The organism is Streptomyces nogalater, from assembly GCF_039532885.1.
GTDB lineage: Bacteria > Actinomycetota > Actinomycetes > Streptomycetales > Streptomycetaceae > Streptomyces > Streptomyces nogalater.
The window spans coordinates 223,432-240,034 of record NZ_BAAASM010000054.1 but is presented as its reverse complement, the minus strand read 5'-3'; the positions used below and the strand labels follow the sequence as shown (position 1 = coordinate 240,034).

Below are 16,603 nucleotides of genomic sequence, written 5' to 3'. Positions count from 1 at the left end.
GACCTTGCCGGGAACCTTGAGCCGCTGGTCGGGCGATGCGGCGACGGACGACCGCGCGACGGCCCGGCACCGGTCATCGGCGACGTGCGTCCGGCTTCTGCACCAGACCGGCCAGTTCGTCGACCAGGGGCTGGACCCGGTAAGGGATGACCGCGCTCAGTGCGATGACCGTCGTACTGCGGCGGACGCCCGGCACCTCAAGGACGTGGTCGATGACCTGTTGCACGTGCTGATTGCTCGTGCCCGCGATGCGGCACCAGATGTCGCCGGGGCCCGTCACGATGTGGGCCTCAAGGATCTGCGGCACGGCCTGGAGGCGCGCGGCGATCGCTTCGCGGGCGGACTGGTCCACTTCGAACGTGGTGAACGCCTGCACCACATGGCCGAGGGCGGCGACGTCCACGTCCGGTCCGTACCCGGTCACCACGCCGGCACCGGTCAGCCGGTCGAGCCGCGCCTGCAACGTGCCGCGGGCGACGCCGAGTTGGCGGGCGATCTCCAGCAGGCCCTCCCGCGGGCGCTCCCGGAGCAGGCGCAGCATCCGGCCGTCGAGCCTGTCGAGTCCCTGTCGTGGCACCGTACCTGCCGATCTGCAACGCCGGAGACACCTTCACGCCACGTTTTTTATCAGATTGGCAAGGAAATCGAGGGTCTGTTGCCTATTCGGCTGCCGGTGGCCCACGCTGTGGCTCCCCGTCCACGAGGAGCAGTCGTGAGGCAGCACACCCACCCGTTCATCCCCTACCGGCCCGACCGGTACGACGAGACCGAGATGGTCCGGCGGGGAAAGGACTTCGTGTCGTTCCTCGACCGTCGGCGCAGCGTGCGGTTCTTCAGCGACGAGCCGGTTCCCCGCACCTGCGTCGACCTCGCCATCGCCGCGGCGAACACCGCCCCATCCGGGGCTCACCACCAGCCGTGGAAGTTCGCCGTGATCGGTGACGCCGAGACCAAGCACCGCATCCGGGTCGCCGCCGAGGAGGAGGAGCGGGTCAATTACGAGGGCGGGCGGATCCCGCCCGAGTGGCGCGCCGCGCTCGCGCGCCTCGAAACGGACGCGGACAAGAGCTACCTCGACGTCGTGCCGTGGATCGTGGTCTGTTTCGCCGAGAAGAGCACCGCGATGCCGGACGGTTCGCTGCGCAAGAACTACTACGTGAACGAGAGTGTGGGCATCGCCTGCGGTTTCTTCATCGCCGCCCTGCACGCGATGGGGCTGAGCACCCTGACGCACACACCCAATCCGATGGGCTTCCTCACGGAGATCTGCGAGCGGCCCGGCAACGAACGGCCCTACGTCCTCTTCCCCATCGGCTACGCCGCGGCCGACTGCGAGGTCCCGGACCTCGCCCGCAAGTCGCTGGCGGAGGCAACCGTCGAGAGCCCGGGCCGGCGTCAGCCCCGTCCACCGCGCGGGCGGGCCGCCGTCAGCGCAGGCGCACGGCGAGGATGTACCGGTGGCCGTTGACGTCGCCCGGTACCAGGCCGTCGTCGTGGGGGAAGGCGACGGTGCGGCCGGCGGCGTCCGCGGTGACCTCGTACGTCCCCGTGGAGCTCTCGGTGTGGTCCGCGGCCACGTCCAGCCGCCGTACCACGCCCGTGCGCAGGTCCTTCGCGAACACGTCGGTGACGCCGTTGGTGTCACCGGGCACCAGGTTGTCCGCGGCGGAGGTGAAGAACACCCGCCGTCCGCCCGCGCTGAGCCGGCCTCGGCCCGAGCTGTCGCGCGCCTGCGTGCCGTCGGCGGCGGTACTCACCCGCCGGGTGGTACCGGCGGCCAGGTCGCGGACGAACACATCGGCCGCGTCGTTGGTGTCGCCGTCCACCACATCGGCCGACGGGGAGGAGAAGACCGCGTAGCGCCCGTCCGGGCTCAGGTCCGTCGCGGGCGACGCCGGCATGCCGAGGGTGCCGCCGTCGCGGTCGACGGCAGCGGGCACGGTCTTTCCGGTGCGGGTGTCGTGGATGTAGAACCACCAGGGCCTCGGCCCCCGCGGCTGCCGCGTGGCCGCCCCGCGCGGCGGGTACCACATCCGGCGGAACGCGATCCTGGTGCCGTCCGCGCTGATCGAGGGCGCCAGAGAGGTGCTGGTTCCCTGAAGGTGGTCGCTGAAGACGCTGACCAGTCTCGTGGTGGCCCTCGCCCGGTCGTACACGAACACGTCGATCCCGCTGTTGGTGTCCTGCGGCACCAGGTCGTCGCGGTAGGAGGCGTACGCCACATAGCGGCCGTTCGCGCTGATCACCGGGTCGTAGCTGTTCCCCGGGTTCCCGCCCGGGTGGGACACGACGGCCTCGGTGCGCCCGGTGGCGCGGTCGTGCACGAAGACGTCCCAGGCACCGGGCATGTCCCCCGGGGCGAGGTTGCCGGCAGCGGAGTCGAACGCGACGTAGCGTCCGTCCGCGCTCACGGAGACGTGCGAGGCGGTGGCGTCGGCCTGGCTGCCGTCGCCGGCGACGTTGGCCCGGTCCACGGCACCCGTGCGCAAGTCCTTCACGAAGACGTCGGCGAGGCCGTTGGTGTCGTCCGGCACCAGGTTGTCGGCGTCCGAGACGAAGACCACGAAGCGGCCGTTCCCGCTGACCACGGCACCTTCCGAGTCCCCGTTGGCCGGGGTGCCGTCCGCCGCCGTACTCACCACCGCCGGTTCCGGAACCCGCGCTCCGCCGCGCGCTTGCGGTACGGCCGCCGCCGGAAGCACGCCCGCCGCACATGCCAGCACCACCACCGGCAGGACGGCCGACCCCCGGAACCGCATGTTTCCTCCCCTGCCCAGCCCTCGGGTGAAGCGCACGCGCAGTCGAACTGTGAACCACTCCGGGCGTGTTGTCTAGGCCAATATCGGGAGAAGTTCGGGTCACGGCGGGGATTTCCGAAGTGGGCCCGCGCAGCGCGTGATTCGCCCTGTCCAGGCTCTTGACCGGGCCCGGACTGCGGATATGGTCTAGACCTAACAGGGTGCTGGTCCAGACCTTTCCGGCCCGCACCTCGCCTCATTCCCGCACGACCGGCAAGCCCGGGCTTCACAGGCGACGGCTCCGACACACACCCGAAGGAAGTGGCACGGCATGAACACAAAGAGACGAGCGGCTCTCACGATCGGTGCACTGGTCGCTCCGGTGCTCGCCGTCAGTCTCCCGGCGAGCACGGCCAGTGCCCACGGCTGGGTGACCATGCCCACGAGCCGGCAGCAGCAGTGTGCCGAGGGCGTCGTCGACTGCGGCCAGATCAAGTACGAACCGCAGAGCGTCGAGGGACCGAAGGGCCTGCGGAGCTGTAGCGGCGGACACGCGGAGTACGCCGAGCTCGACAACGACAGCAAGGCCTGGAAGGCCACGCCGGTCGGCACGACGGCGACGTTCACGTGGCACAACACCGCGCGGCACTCCACCGCCAACTGGCAGTACTTCATCGGCGACCAGAAGATCGCCGAGTTCGACGGACGCAACCAGCAGCCGGCCGCGGACGTCAGCCAGCAGGTGAACTTCGGCGGCTTCACCGGCCGGCAGAAGGTGCTCGCCGTCTGGAACATCGCGGACACCGGCAATGCCTTCTACTCCTGTGTCGATGTCAACATCGGCGGTGGCGGTGACGGTGGCAGCGGCGGCGGTGGAGACACCTGCGCCGCGCCGGCCTGGGACGCCGCCCACGTCTACGGCGGCGGCGACACCGTCTCCTACGGCGGCCACACCTGGCGCGCCAAGTGGTGGGTGACAGGCGACAAGCCCGGCACCACCGGCCAGTGGGGTGTCTGGGAAGACCTCGGGGCCTGCTAGACCACGTCCCCGGGCCCCCGGGGCGCGCGCCGGGCCGTTCCTCGACCGGAAAGTGGGTGGACCGCCGGTCACCGGGTAACCGAGAACCCAACCAGTGCCTCGGAAGAAGCGGAGCACGACGACGGGAGGAGCGTCATGGCCGGAGTTGTCGAACGCATCAAGCAGTTCGCGAGGAGTCCGCAGGGCCGGCGAACGATCGAACAGGTGCGCCGGACCGCCGCCGATCCGCGCCGCCGCGCTCAGGCGCAGGAACTGGTGCGGAAGCTGCGGGGTCGCCGCTGAGCCGGCGAGGCGCACGCGGGCGGCCGGATCGGGCCGGTAAGCGCGTGACCGGCCGCCCGGTGTGGATCCGGTCGCGCCGGTGATCGCCGACGGCCCCCGGTCCGGAGGGCAGGCCCCGACCCGGGTCTGCCCTCCGGACCGGGGGCCTTTGTGCCGCACGGTGCCGCCCGCACGGGCTGGAGGTCCGCGCGCACGGTGAGGGTGGTGACGCGTGAACGTCGGTCGACGTGCGGTTGTCCTGTCCGTGACCAAGTGTCCAGCTCACGGTTCCCTGGAGGCAAAGTTCTCCCCCCAGGATCGGCATGTCCGCGACACCGACCAAGGAAGCGCTTGTGAGAACGCATCGCACTCCGCGTAAAGCCGTCACCCTCGCCCTGGGTGCCACCCTGCTCGCCCTCCTGACCGCCGCCCCGGCCGGGGCCGACGACGAGGGCCTGCCGACGGTCACCCCGACCAGCGAGACCCCCGCCCTCTACGACGACGAGGCGGGCGGCAACTCCGACGCGGACGATCCCGCGATCTGGCGCAACGCGGCCGACCCCGACCGCAGCCTCGTCATAGCGACGGCGAAGGAGGGCGGCCTGCGCGTGTACGGCCTGGACGCCCGGCTGGTGCAGTCGTTGCCCGCGCCGCGTCCGCCGGCCGAGGACGACGCCCCGGGCCGCTTCAACAACGTCGACCTCGTCACCGGCCTGAACACCCCCGCCGGCCGGGCCGACGTGGCCGTGGTCAGCGACCGGGGCAACGACCGGCTGCGGATCTACCGCATCGACCCGTCCCGGCCGGGCGCCCCGCTGACCGACATCACCGACCCGGCCGCCGCACCGGTCTTCTCCGCCGGCCAGGCCGAGATCAACGACCAGCGCACCGCGTACGGCCTCGCCACCTGGCGGGACCAGGCCACCGGCCGCTCCTACGCCCTGGTCAGCCAGCGGGAGCGGACCCGGCTCGCCCTGCTGGAACTGACCCCGACCGCACACGGCACCGTCGGTTACCGCAAGGTCCGCACCCTCGACCTCCCGGCATCGTTCCGCCTGCCCGACGGCACCACCTGGTCCCCCTGCGCCGAGCCCGGTGAACTCCCCCAGGTCGAGGGCATGGTGGTGGACCCGGCCACCGGCACCCTCTACGCCGGCCAGGAGGACGTCGGCATCTGGCGGCTGCGCGCCGACCTGACCGACAGGCCGGTCCTGGTGGAGAAGGTCCGCGAGTACGGCATCCCCGGCGTCTACGACGAGACCACCGAGGAGTGCGCGGCCGGCGCCGACCCCGGTTTCGGCGGCAAGCACCTGACCGCGGACGTCGAGGGTCTGACCCTGTTCCAGGAGGCCGACGGGGACGGCTATCTCTTCGCCTCCAGCCAGGGCGACGACACCTTCGCGCTGTTCGACCGCGAGGTGGCCGAGGACAACGAGTACGAGGGCGGCTTCCGGGTCGGCGCGGCCTCCGCGACGCTCGACGGGTCGCAGGAGTGCGACGGCGCCGCCGTCCTGAACGCCCCGCTGGGCAGCCGCTACCCGAAGGGGCTGCTGGTCGTCCAGGACGGTCACGAGACTCCCGAGGTCCCCGACGGCGAGGGCGGCACCCGTACGGCGACCGGCTTCAAGTTCGTCGACCTGGGCGACGTGGTGGACGCCGCCGACCTGTGACACAAGGGTGCCCCGCGGTGTGCTTGCGCACCGGCGCGGGGCACCCCTGGCCATCCCGTGGGGGAGTCAGTCACCCTCGGTTTCGAAGGTGCGCAGCAGGTCGGCGGCGACGCTCACGGCGATGGTCGCCGGTTCCTTGCCGGTGATGCCGGCCAGCCCGATCGGGGTCTTGATCCGGTCGATGGCGGCCTCGTCGTGACCGCCCTCGGTGGCGAGGCGTTTACGGAACCGCGCCCACTTGGCCGCCGACCCGATCAGCCCGACGGAGCCGAGGTGGGGGGTGCGCAGGGCGGCGTCGCACAGCGCGGCGTCCTCGGCGTGATCATGGGTCATGATCAGGATGTGGGTGCCGCGCGGCAACTCCTCCAGCACCTCCTCGGGCAGCAGCGGCGTGTGATGCACGTGCACCTGTGCCACCGCGTCCGCCAGCACGCCGAGCCGATCCTCGGCGAGGACGTCGGAACGGCTGTCGATCAGGTGCAGGTCGAGGTCCTGGCGTGCCAGGATGCGTGCCAGTTCCAGCCCGACGTGCCCGACGCCGAAGATGGCCACCGCCCGTACCACCGGCAGCGGTTCGAGCAGCACCGAGACCGTGCCGCCGCAGCACTGCACGCCATGCTGGTTGGTCACCTTGTCGTTCAGGGCGAAATCGATCAGTTCCGGCTCCGGCTTGGATGCGGCGATCATCTCCCGGGCCCGGTCGATCGCGACGGCCTCGACGTTGCCGCCGCCGATCGATCCCCACGTCTCGGTCCGCCCCACCACGAGTTTCGCACCGGCGTCGCGCGGGGCATGGCCGCGCACGGTCGCGACGGTCACCAGCACGCCGGGTTCCCGGCGTGCTCGCAACCGCGCGACCGCGGCGACCCACGTCATGTCAGGCACCGTGCAGCGCTTCCGCGCCGGCCCGGTCCCTGCCGCCGGTGACCTGCCCGTTCCCGGCGTGGCCAGGAGCGGCCTGACCGTTTGCGGCGTGGCCGTCGACGGTGAACCCGCCGCGGGCCCGACCGTTGTGGGAGGCATCGCCCTGGCGAGCCGCCTGGATCGCCCAGTACACCGCCTCGGGCGTCGCGGGCGAGGCCAGCTCCACGCTCGCCCCGCTCGGGCCGAACGCGGCGGCGGCCTGCCGCAGTGCTTCCCGTACCGAGAACGCCAGCATCAGCGGCGGCTCGCCCACGGCCTTGGAGCCGTAGACCGCGCCCTCTTCGGTGGCGTTCTCCAGCAGCGTGACGTTGAACTCCTCGGGCATCTCCGAAAAGCTCGGCAGCTTGTAGGTGCTCGCGGCCTGGGTCAGCAGCCGGCCGCGGTGCGGCCCGTCACCGGCGTCCCAGCGCAGGTCCTCAAGCGTCAGCCAGCCCGCGCCCTGCACGAAGCCGCCCTCGACCTGGCCGATGTCGATCAGCGGGGACAGGCTGTCGCCGACATCGTGCACGATGTCCACCCGCCGGATGCGGTACGCGCCGGTGAAGCCGTCCACCTCCACCTCGGTCGCGGCGGCGCCGTGGGCGAAGTACTTGAACGGCGAGCCCCTGAACGACTTGGCGTCCCAGTGCAGCCCCTCGGTCCGGTAGAAACCGGCCGCCGACAGCTGAACCCGCTGGAAGTACGCCGTGCGCACCAGATCGTCCCAGGCCAGCTCCTTGTCGCTGCCCAGGAGGCGCGCGACGCCCCCGACGATGCGCACGTCCGAGGCGTTGCCGCCCAGCTGGCCGGCGGCCACCCGCAGCAGTCGCTCGCGCAGCTGCTCGCAGGCGTTCTTGATCGCCCCGCCGTTGAGGTCGGCCCCGGAACTGGCGGCGGTGGCCGAGGTGTTGGGCACCTTGTCGGTACGCGTGGGGGCCAGCCGCACCTTGTGCAGCGGGATGCCCAGGGTGGTCGCGGCCACCTGCATCATCTTGGTGTGCAGGCCCTGGCCCATCTCGGTGCCGCCGTGGTTGATCAGGACCGAGCCGTCCTTGTAGATCAGCACCAGCGCGCCGCCCTGGTTGAAGGCGGTGAGGTTGAAGGAGATGCCGAACTTGATGCCGGTGAGCGCGAGCGCCCGCTTGGTGTGCGGGTGCGCGGCGTTGAAGGCGGCGATCTCCCGCTTGCGGTCGGCGAGGCCGGCGTTGTCCTTGACCTGCTGCCAGACGGTGGCGATCCGTTCGGCCTGCGTGACCGGCTGGCCGTACGGTGTCGTCTGGCCCTGGCCCGGCCGGTAGAAGTTGCGCTCGCGCAGCTCCATGGGGTCCAGGCCGAGCCGTGGTGCGCAACGGCCGAGGATGTCCTCGATCACCAGCATGCCCTGCGGTCCGCCGAAGCCGCGGAAGGCGGTGTTGGAGACCGTGTTGGTCTTGGCGATACGCCCGGCGACGCGCGCGTTGGGGATCCAGTAGGTGTTGTCGATGTGGCACAGCGCGCGGGCCAGCACCGGCTCGGACAGGTCCAGGCTCCAGCCGCCGTCCGCGACCAGGGTGGCGTCCAGGGCCTGGATGCGGCCCTCCGCGTCGAAGCCGATCTTCCACTTGGCGTGGAAACCGTGCCGCTTACCGGACATGGTCAGGTCCTGCGTCCGGTTGAGCCGGAACCGCACCGGCCGGCCGGTCAGCTTGGCGCCGAGGGCGGCGACGGCCGCGAACCCGTGGGGCTGCATCTCCTTGCCGCCGAAGCCGCCGCCCATCCGCAGGCACTGCACGGTCACCTCGTGGGCGGGCACGCCGAGCACGTGCGAGACGATCTCCTGCGTCTCCGACGGGTGCTGGGTGCTGCTCTGGATGAACACCTGGCCGTTCTCGTCGATCTGGGCCAGCGCCGCGTGTGTCTCAAGGTAGAAGTGTTCCTGACCGGCGAACTGGAACTCGCCGGTGAACACATGCGCGGAGTCGGCGAAGCCGGCGTCGATGTCCCCGGTCTCCATCAGGGGCTGGGCGCCGTGGTAGCTGTCGGCCGCCATCGCGTCCTGGAGTGTGATCAGGGAGGGCAGCTCTTCGAGCTCCACCTCGACGGCCGCCGCACCGAGCCGGGCCGCCTCCAGGGTCTCGCCGAGCACCCAGGCGACCGCGTGGCCGTGGAACATGACCTCGTCGGGGAACAGCGGCTCGTCGTGCTTCATCCCGGCATCGTTGACGCCGGGCACGTCGGCACCGGTCAGCACGCGCACCACGCCGGGCACGGCGAGCGCGGGCTCGGTGCGCAGTGCGGTGATCCTGCCGTGGGCCTTCATGACCTGGACCGGGTAGGCGTGCAGCACGTCCTTGGTGCGCCAGACCAGGTCGTCGGTGTAGAGCGCGGCGCCGGTGACGTGCAGGGCGGCGCTCTCGTGCGGCATCGGGACGCCGACGACGGGGCTCTCGGGGCGTTCGGACAGATGGCTCATGACGACACCGCCTCGGTTGTTCCAGCGTACAGCTTCAGCAGGCTCTGGCCGAGCATCGCGGAGCGGTAGTCGGCGCTGGCGCGGTGGTCGTTCATCGGCGTGCCCTCGGCCCGCAGCACCCGGGCCGCGGCGTCGACCGTCTCCGGCGCCCACGGCTTGCCCGTCAGGGCCTCCTCGGTGGCGAGGGCGCGGATCGGGGTGGCGGCCACGCCGCCCAGCCCGATGCGTGCCTTGCGGACGATCCCGTCCTCGATGTCGAGCGCGAAGGCGACCGCCACGCTGGAGATGTCGTCGAAGCGCCGCTTGGCGATCTTGTGGAAGGCCACGACCGGCGACAGCGGCAGCGGGAGGCGCACCGAGCGGATCAGCTCGCCGGGACGGCGCACGCTCTGCCGGTAGCCGGTGAAGTACTCCGCCAGCGGAACCTCGCGCTCACCGTCGGCGTCGGCGAGCACCAGCGACGCCTCCAGCGCGAGCAGCACGGGCGGGCTGTCACCGATGGGCGAGCCGGTACCGAGGTTGCCGCCGAGGGTCGCGCTGTTGCGGATGAGCCGGGAGGCGAACTGCGGGAACAGCTCCGCCAGCAGCGGGACCTCGCCGTCGAGGCGGCGCTCGATCTCGGTGAGCGTCAGTGCCGCCCCGATCTCGATGGAGTCGGACTCCACGCGCAGTTCCCGCAGTTCGGGGAGTCGGTCGATGGCGACCACGCAATCCGCGCGGCGGGAACGGATGTTCACCTCCACTCCCCAGTCGGTGGAGCCGGCGACCACCACCGCGTCGGGCCGCTCGCGCAGCAGCCGGAGCGTCTCGTCCAGGGTGCTCTTGCGCACGAACGCGCTGTCGTCCCGGGTGTATTCGGTGGCGGCCGGGGCGGGCGGGGCCTGCTCGCGGCGCTGCGCGAGCGGGTCCTCGTCGGTGGGCGTGCCGACGGCGAACGCGGCGTCGCGGATAGGGCGGTAGCCGGTGCAGCGGCACAGGTTTCCGCTCAGCGCGTGCAGATCGAAACCGTTCGGACCGTGCTCGGCGTCGTCGGTGTGACCGGCCTGGTCCGCGTGCGCGCAGCGGTCGGGCCGGTAGTACTCGGCGGCCATGCTGCACACGAATCCGGGGGTGCAGTAGCCGCACTGGGAGCCGCCGCGGACCGCCATCTCCTCCTGCACGGGGTGCAGGGTGGACGGCTTGCCGGGTTCGCCGGCGGTGGCCAGGCCTTCGGAGGTGACGACCTCCTGGCCGTCGAGCGCCGCTACCGGGACCAGGCAGGCGTTGACCGCCACCCAGTCGGTGGGCTTGTTCACCCCGGGACGGGCCACCAGGACCGAACAGGCGCCGCACTCACCCTCGGCGCAGCCCTCCTTGGTGCCGGTGAGGCCACGCTCGCGCAGGAAATCCAGCACCGTGGTGTGCGGCGCGGCCGGCGAAATGGGTGTCTCTTTCCCGTTGACCGTGATCCGCGCCGCTACCATGACAAACCTTCATTCCGGTGCGCGATCGATCGATTCATGATGTTCGCCAATTTCAGGCAGCTTTCTGTGTTCAGACGCGCCACGTGAGAGGAGCGGGCGCAAAACGGCACGCGATAGCGACGTACCGGGATGTCGTGCAGGAGAAACGCGAAACGTGCCACGCGCGGGCACACCAGAACGGCGTGTTCAGCAGCCGTGTGCGATGCGACCCGGAACCCAGACCGTGCGGCGAGCGAGGCGACCGAGGTCAGAGCTGGTGTACATCCGCTGATCGCCTCCTTTCGGCGGTTATGGTTCGACGTCTTTCGCAAAATAGTGGCTGGCGCCACGGAATTCAAGAGGCCGGCCCCGGTTATGCACGCGGCGCGGAGGCCTTCTGGTCAGTAGTCGACGCGGTCGGACTTGGCGATCCACGCGTCGAACGGCGCGGTGCGGTTGGGCAGGTCCAGGTGGACGACCTGCAGGGGCCACGCTTCCATGGGCTTCTTTTCGAAAAGGTCGTAGAACTTGCGGTCGTCGAAGCCGGCCACCGCGGCGTCGTTGCGGTCCGCGGAGTACACGAGCCGGTCCAGACGCGCCCACAGGGCGGTGGACAGACACATCGGGCAGGGCTCGCACGAGGTGATCAGGGTGCAGCCTTCGAGGACGAAGGTGCCCAGTTCCCGGCACGCGGCGCGGATCGCGGTGACTTCCGCGTGCGCCGACGGGTCGTTCGTCGCGGTGACCTGGTTGTGGGCCGTCGCGACGACCACGCCGTCCTTGACGATCAGGGCGCCGAAGGGGCCGCCGCCGCTGTTCGCGCTGTCGGTGGCGACGGCGATGGCCTGCTGCATCCATTCCTGCTCGTGCTGCACGATGGTCGCGGTGTTCACGGTCACGGTTGCTCCTTGTCGAATGCCGTGGAGTGGAGTGCGGGTACCGTCGGGGAGGCGGCGGCACCCGCACGAACAGGGGCCCGGTCGAACACGGCGGATGTGCTCCGGGGAGACCGGGGTGCGGGTGGGGGCCAGGCCGGCGGCGGCGCCGATGGCGGTATCGGAGAACGATGCGCGAAGTGCCGGCCGGGCAGCGTCTTCGACAAGGCCTTCCCCCTTCTTCGCCCCGGGCTTGTCAGAGCAGTACACAGCCGGCCGAAGAAATCGGCCAGGCGCCGAAAACATGAAAGGTGGGCGGCGCGAGACCGCCGACTTGTAGGTTCCTACCAGTGCTGGCCGGACCCCGGTGTGGGTGATGAAGCCGTCTCGTCGCGCCGCGGGTGCGGTACGGCGGCCGGAGCGGGGGTACGCGTCCGGCATGATGAAACGTGCGCTGTGGCAGGGGCTTGTGGCGGGTGCGGCCGGGGTCGTGGTGATGACCCTGGGCGAGAAGGTGGAGCAGCGCCTGACCGGCCGGCCGGACTCGCACGTTCCGGCGCGCACACTGGAGCGGTTGACGGGTATGCCGGAGCGGCCCGGCCGGCAGCCGCGGGCGGTGAACTGGGCGATGCACTACGGGCAGGGCGCGCTGCTGGGGGTGGTGCGGTCGGTGATGGCACATGCCGGGCTGCGCGGGCCGGTGGCGTCGACACAGTTCACCGTGGTGAGGCTGACCAACGACCAGATCCTGGAGAACGCCACCGGGGTCGGCGCCCCGCCGCAGACCTGGCCGCGCAAGGAACTGGTGGTGGATCTGCTGCACAAGGCCGTCTACGCCTTCGCCGCCGGCGCCGTCGCCGACGCCTTGGCCGCCCGCTCCGGCCCCGGGCAGCGGCACGCCGCCGGGCGGCCGGGCCGGCACGCCGACGCGGGACCGCTCCCCCGCCATCAGGCATACGGACGCTGAGCGAGCGGGGCGGCCGTCGGCCGGGAGGGTCCGGTGCGGCCCATCCGGCGCCGTAGGGGTCGGCGCAGCCCCGCCGCATGGTGGGAAACGCGGGGTCGGCTCCGGCCGTCAGGGGTACCCCGACCGGGGGGACGGGAAGCCGGCGGGCCGCTGAGGCGGGACGCGCCGTCGGCTCGGGCGGAAGGAGTGGGTGACTCCATGACCACCACCGACGGGCGCACCGGCGAAGCGCTCGATCTCCACTTCGTCGGCAACGCCACCGTGCTGCTGACGTACGGCCCCCTGACCCTGCTCACCGACCCGAACTTCCTGCACAGGGGCGAGTACGCCCATCTCGGCTACGGGCTGCTGAGCCGGCGCCTGACGGAGCCCGCCCTCGCCCCACAGGACCTGCCCCGTATCGACGGGATCGTGCTGTCCCATCTGCATGGCGATCACTGGGACCGCCGGGCCCGGCGGTCCCTGGACCGGATGATCCCGGTCCTCAGCACTCCCCATGCCGCACGCCGTCTGAAAGTGCTGCACGGTTTCCGGCGGACGGCGGGTCTGCGGACCTGGCAGGCGCTCACCCTCGACCGGGGCGGGGTACGGGCCACGGTCACCGCGCTGCCCGGCCGGCACGCCGGGCATCCGGTACTGCGCGGACTGCTGCCGCCCGTGATGGGCACCATGATCGAGTTCGGTCCCGTGGGCGGACCGGCACGGCTGCGGCTGTACGTCTCCGGCGACACCCTTCTCTACGACGGCCTGGAGGAGATCGGCCGTCGCTTCCCGGCCGCCGACCTGGCCGTCCTCCATCTGGGCGGCACTCGGCTGCCGGGCGGGTTCCTGGTCACCATGAACGGCGCGCAGGGCGCCGAACTCGTCCGGCGCCTTCGTCCCCGCGCCGTCCTGCCCGTGCATTACGAGGACTACACGGTGATGCGCTCCCCCCTGTCCGCTTTCCTGACCGAGGCCGGCCGGCTCGGCCTCGGCGACCGGATCGTCCCCTGCCCGCACGGCGGCAGGGCATGTCTCCCCGCCGACCCCAAAGCGACACCCACGGTCCGCTGACCGGGGCGAGGAGAGACCACGCTGCCCAGGCCGGTGGCCGGCCGTCGGCCGTTTCCGAAGAGCCGTCGGCCGTGTTCCAGAACGTGGATGGCTCTTGGTCGGGGGATGCGCCTGTTGTACAAATAGACCTCATGATCTCCGAGCCCCTGGTGCGACGCCTGGTCATCGACCTGTGCCGGCGTCCGGGCTCGTGTTGTCGCTGATCCGGCCTGTTCCCGCGCCCCTCGCCGTCCGGTGACGTCACCCGGACGAGGGCCCTTGTCGCGCCCTGCCGGGGTGCTCCGTCCGCATCGTTCAGCATCGCTCACGCCGGGGCCGGCCGCTCCCCTCCCCCGTTGAGGCCGTGCCTCCCCGGCGTCCCATGGAGGACGCCCGTGTCCACGACTCCCCCGCTGTCCAAGCCCGGCACCACCGAGCCACCCGCCGACGTGCCGCCTCAACGCCCCTTCGCCGGGCGGCACATGTGGGCGCGTACGCGCCCGGTGCTGCTGCCGGCCGCCTCCCTCCTCGTCTTCCTCCTGCTGTGGCAGCTGCTCGCGGCGAGCGGCACCTGGAGCGAGACGCTCCTCCCGCCGCCGGCCAAGGTGTGGGACGCGTGCGTCACCGTGTCGACGACGCACGAGGGAGTACGCGGGTACAACGGCACCTACCTCGTCGAACACCTGGGCATCAGTCTGCGCCGCATCGCGATCGGCGCCGGTATCGGGATCGCCTTCGGGGTGCTGTTCGGGCTGCTGATGGGCACCGTCGGCTGGCTGCGCGCGCTGTTCGAGCCCTGGATCACCTTCCTGCGGACCCTGCCTCCGCTGGCGTACTTCTCCCTGCTCGTGATCTGGCTGGGCATCAACGAGGAGCCGAAGATCACGCTGCTGGCGGTGGCCGCCTTCCCTCCCGTGGCGGTGTCGACCACCACGGCTGTCGCGGCCGTGCCGAGGAGTCTGACCGAGGCCGCCCGTGCTCTTGGCGCCTCGCGGTGGAACGTGGTCACGGACGTCGTCGTGCCCTCGGCGCTGCCGGAGACGCTCACCGGGGTCCGGCTCGCCGTGGGGGTGGCCTACTCCTCGCTCGTGGCCGCCGAGTTGGTCAACGGGCTGCCCGGTATCGGCGGCATGGTCAAGGACGCCGCCAACTACAACAACACTCCCGTGGTGCTGGTCGGCATCATCACCATCGGCGTCTCCGGCCTGATCATCGACGGCCTGCTGCTGCGGCTGGAACGCGCCGTCGTGCCGTGGCGCGGCCGCGCGTAGCACCGGCCCGCAGGCCTTCGCTCAGACACCCCCTTTTCCGTTCCTCCGCTCCCAGCACAGAAACGGCTCTGTCATGTCCCCTGTGTCCCACGGCGCTTCCCGCCGGCTCCTGCTGGCCGGTGCCCTCGCCGCCGTCTCCGCGGCCGTCACCGGCTGCTCCTCGGGTGAGGCGGCCACATCGGGCGGCTCCCGGCGGCTGCGCATCGGCTACTTCGCCTTTCCCAGCGGTGACCTGCTCGTGAAGAACAGGAAGCTGCTGGAGAAGGAGCTGCCCGGCTACCGCATCACGTGGATCAAGTTCGACTCCGGGGCCGCCGTGAACCAGGCCTTCCTCGGCAAGTCGCTCGACATCGCCGCGCTGGGCTCCAGCCCGTTCGCCCGCGGGATCTCGGGCGGTTCACCGATCCCGTACAAGGTCGCGTGGGTGCTGGACGTCGCCGGGGAGAACGAGGCCCTCGTGGCGCGCAAGGGCAGCGGCGTCGCCGACGTCGCCGGTCTCAAGGGAAAGACCGTCGCCACGCCGTTCGCCTCCACCTCGCACTACAGCCTGCTGGCGGCCCTGCGGACGGCCGGGCTGGAGACGTCCGACGTGAGGCTCGTCGATCTGCAGCCGCAGGCCATCCTCGCCGCCTGGCAGCGGGGCGACATCGACGCCGCCTACGTGTGGCTGCCCACCCTGGACGAGCTGCGTACGACGGGTACCCAGCTCACCAGCAGCAAGGAGATCGGTGCGGCGGGCAAACCGACGCTCGACCTGGCCGTGGTGTCGGACGACCTCATCGCCAGGGACCCGCGGGCGATCGACGCCTGGCGCAGGACGCAGGCCCGGGCGCTGCGCCTGCTCGGGTCCGACCCCGACGGGTCGGTGGCGTCCGTCGCGGCCGAGCTGGGCATCAGCGCGTCGGACGCGCGGGCCCAGCTCCGGCAGGGGGTGTTCCTCACCCCGGAGCAGGTGGCCTCCGCCGACTGGCTGGGCACCGACGGCACACCCGGCAAGCTGCTCGCGTATGTCAGCGACACCGCGCGTTTCCTCGCCGAGCAGAAGCAGATCGACAGCGCGCCGGCCGAGGACGCCGTCCGCGGGGCGTTCTACCTCAAGGGGCTGCCCAATGTCCTCAAGTGACGTCACCACGCCCCCGCGTGAGGCCGCCGCCGGGCACGCCGGGGCCGTCCGCCTCGACAAGGTCGTCCACCGGTACGGCCGGGGCGAGGAGGCCTTCACGGCCGTGGGGCCCGTCGATCTGACCGTTCCCGCCGGGGAGTTCCTGGTGCTGGTGGGAGCCTCCGGGTGCGGCAAGAGCACCCTGCTGCGGCTCATCGCCGGATTCGAGCGGCCCACGCACGGCTCGGTACACGTCCACGGTGCCGAGCCTAGGCCGGGGGCGGCCGCCGGCGTGGTCTTCCAGACGCCGCGGCTGTTCCCCTGGCGGACCGTGCGCGGCAACATCGACCTGGCGCTGCGGTACGCGGGCGTCGAGCGCGCCCGACGGCCCGAGCGGCGGCGGGAGTTGCTGGACCGCGTGGGCCTGACCGGGGTGGAGAAGCGCCGGATCTGGGAGATCTCCGGCGGCCAGCAGCAACGCGTCGCCATCGCCCGGGCCCTCGCCGCCGAGAACCCGCTGCTGCTGCTCGACGAGCCCTTCGCGGCGCTGGACGCGCTGACCCGGGAACGGCTCCAGGACGATGTGCGCCAGGTGACCGCGCGGACGGGCCGGACGACGGTGTTCGTGACGCACTCGGCGGACGAGGCGGTGTTCCTCGGCTCCCGCATCGTCGTGCTGACCAGGAGCCCGGGCACCGTGGCCCTGGACCTGCCGATCCCGCTGCCGCGCGGCGACGTCGACGCCGAGGAACTGCGCAACTCGGGCGAGTTCGCCGAGCTGCGCGCGCGGGTGTCCCACGCCGTCAAGGCCGCGGCCGCGGCCTGAACTCCCGTATCCCCGACCCGGAAAG

Annotated in this window: 15 protein-coding genes; 9 read left to right on the top strand and 6 right to left on the bottom strand. The window is 71.5% G+C overall.

Annotated features, from left to right (window positions below):
* Positions 1-73 precede the first annotated feature (73 nt).
* Positions 74-577 carry an Lrp/AsnC family transcriptional regulator gene (locus ABD350_RS30425; protein ID WP_344352063.1) on the bottom strand — a complete coding sequence of 168 codons (504 nt, stop codon included), beginning with the start codon at positions 575-577 and terminating at the stop codon, positions 74-76.
* Between the two features lie 135 nt (positions 578-712).
* Between ABD350_RS30425 and ABD350_RS30420 the strand changes: the two genes are divergently transcribed.
* Positions 713-1,468 (top strand): nitroreductase family protein, encoded by a 756-nt coding sequence (locus tag ABD350_RS30420; RefSeq protein WP_344352061.1) that lies wholly within the window; start codon positions 713-715, stop codon positions 1,466-1,468.
* Here ABD350_RS30420 and ABD350_RS30415 read toward each other — a convergent pair.
* Positions 1,428-2,759 (bottom strand): hypothetical protein, encoded by a 1,332-nt coding sequence (locus tag ABD350_RS30415; RefSeq protein WP_344352059.1) that lies wholly within the window; start codon positions 2,757-2,759, stop codon positions 1,428-1,430. The genes ABD350_RS30420 and ABD350_RS30415 overlap by 41 nt on opposite strands.
* Before the next feature lie 310 nt (positions 2,760-3,069).
* Here ABD350_RS30415 and ABD350_RS30410 point away from each other — a divergent pair, with 310 nt between their 5' ends.
* The 3 genes from ABD350_RS30410 to ABD350_RS30400 all read left to right on the top strand — a co-directional run bounded on the left by ABD350_RS30410 (position 3,070) and on the right by ABD350_RS30400 (position 5,708).
* Positions 3,070-3,777 (top strand): lytic polysaccharide monooxygenase, encoded by a 708-nt coding sequence (locus tag ABD350_RS30410; RefSeq protein ID WP_344352057.1) that lies wholly within the window; start codon positions 3,070-3,072, stop codon positions 3,775-3,777.
* A 135-nt stretch (positions 3,778-3,912) separates the two neighbouring features.
* On the top strand, positions 3,913-4,059 hold the full coding sequence (locus ABD350_RS30405; protein WP_318199498.1) for a hypothetical protein: 147 nt from the start codon (positions 3,913-3,915) through the stop codon (positions 4,057-4,059).
* 332 nt (positions 4,060-4,391) lie between these two features.
* On the top strand, positions 4,392-5,708 hold the full coding sequence (locus ABD350_RS30400) for a phytase (protein ID WP_344352054.1): 1,317 nt from the start codon (positions 4,392-4,394) through the stop codon (positions 5,706-5,708).
* Between the two features lie 66 nt (positions 5,709-5,774).
* Here the strand turns inward: ABD350_RS30400 and xdhC are convergent, their stop codons facing one another.
* From xdhC to ABD350_RS30380, 4 genes are all read right to left on the bottom strand, one after another.
* On the bottom strand, positions 5,775-6,584 hold the full coding sequence (gene xdhC, locus ABD350_RS30395; protein ID WP_344352053.1) for a xanthine dehydrogenase accessory protein XdhC: 810 nt from the start codon (positions 6,582-6,584) through the stop codon (positions 5,775-5,777).
* Position 6,585: 1 nt separating this feature from the next.
* Entirely contained in the window at positions 6,586-9,063 is a 2,478-nt protein-coding gene (gene xdhB, locus ABD350_RS30390; RefSeq protein ID WP_344352051.1) for a xanthine dehydrogenase molybdopterin binding subunit, read from the bottom strand.
* A complete protein-coding gene (locus tag ABD350_RS30385; protein WP_344352049.1) occupies positions 9,060-10,526 on the bottom strand; it encodes a xanthine dehydrogenase small subunit in 1,467 nt (488 codons plus the stop codon). Before ABD350_RS30385 ends, xdhB begins: the two co-directional genes overlap by 4 nt.
* A gap of 380 nt (positions 10,527-10,906) precedes the next feature.
* Positions 10,907-11,404: a nucleoside deaminase gene (locus tag ABD350_RS30380; RefSeq protein WP_344352048.1), complete on the bottom strand. Its 498-nt coding sequence runs from the start codon at positions 11,402-11,404 to the stop codon at positions 10,907-10,909.
* Between the two features lie 415 nt (positions 11,405-11,819).
* On the opposite strand from ABD350_RS30380, the gene ABD350_RS30375 reads away from it, so the two are divergent.
* From ABD350_RS30375 to ABD350_RS30355, 5 genes are all read left to right on the top strand, one after another.
* Entirely contained in the window at positions 11,820-12,347 is a 528-nt protein-coding gene (locus ABD350_RS30375; protein ID WP_344352047.1) for a hypothetical protein, read from the top strand.
* Between the two features lie 198 nt (positions 12,348-12,545).
* Positions 12,546-13,400 (top strand): MBL fold metallo-hydrolase, encoded by an 855-nt coding sequence (locus tag ABD350_RS30370; protein WP_344352046.1) that lies wholly within the window; start codon positions 12,546-12,548, stop codon positions 13,398-13,400.
* A gap of 374 nt (positions 13,401-13,774) precedes the next feature.
* Complete coding sequence (locus ABD350_RS30365; protein ID WP_382466642.1) at positions 13,775-14,650, top strand: ABC transporter permease; 876 nt, start codon at positions 13,775-13,777, stop codon at positions 14,648-14,650.
* Positions 14,651-14,723: 73 nt separating this feature from the next.
* Positions 14,724-15,773 carry a taurine ABC transporter substrate-binding protein gene (locus ABD350_RS30360; RefSeq protein ID WP_344352044.1) on the top strand — a complete coding sequence of 350 codons (1,050 nt, stop codon included), beginning with the start codon at positions 14,724-14,726 and terminating at the stop codon, positions 15,771-15,773.
* Positions 15,760-16,578 (top strand): ABC transporter ATP-binding protein, encoded by an 819-nt coding sequence (locus tag ABD350_RS30355; protein WP_344352042.1) that lies wholly within the window; start codon positions 15,760-15,762, stop codon positions 16,576-16,578. The genes ABD350_RS30360 and ABD350_RS30355 overlap by 14 nt, the downstream gene beginning before the upstream one ends.
* Positions 16,579-16,603: the final 25 nt, after the last annotated feature.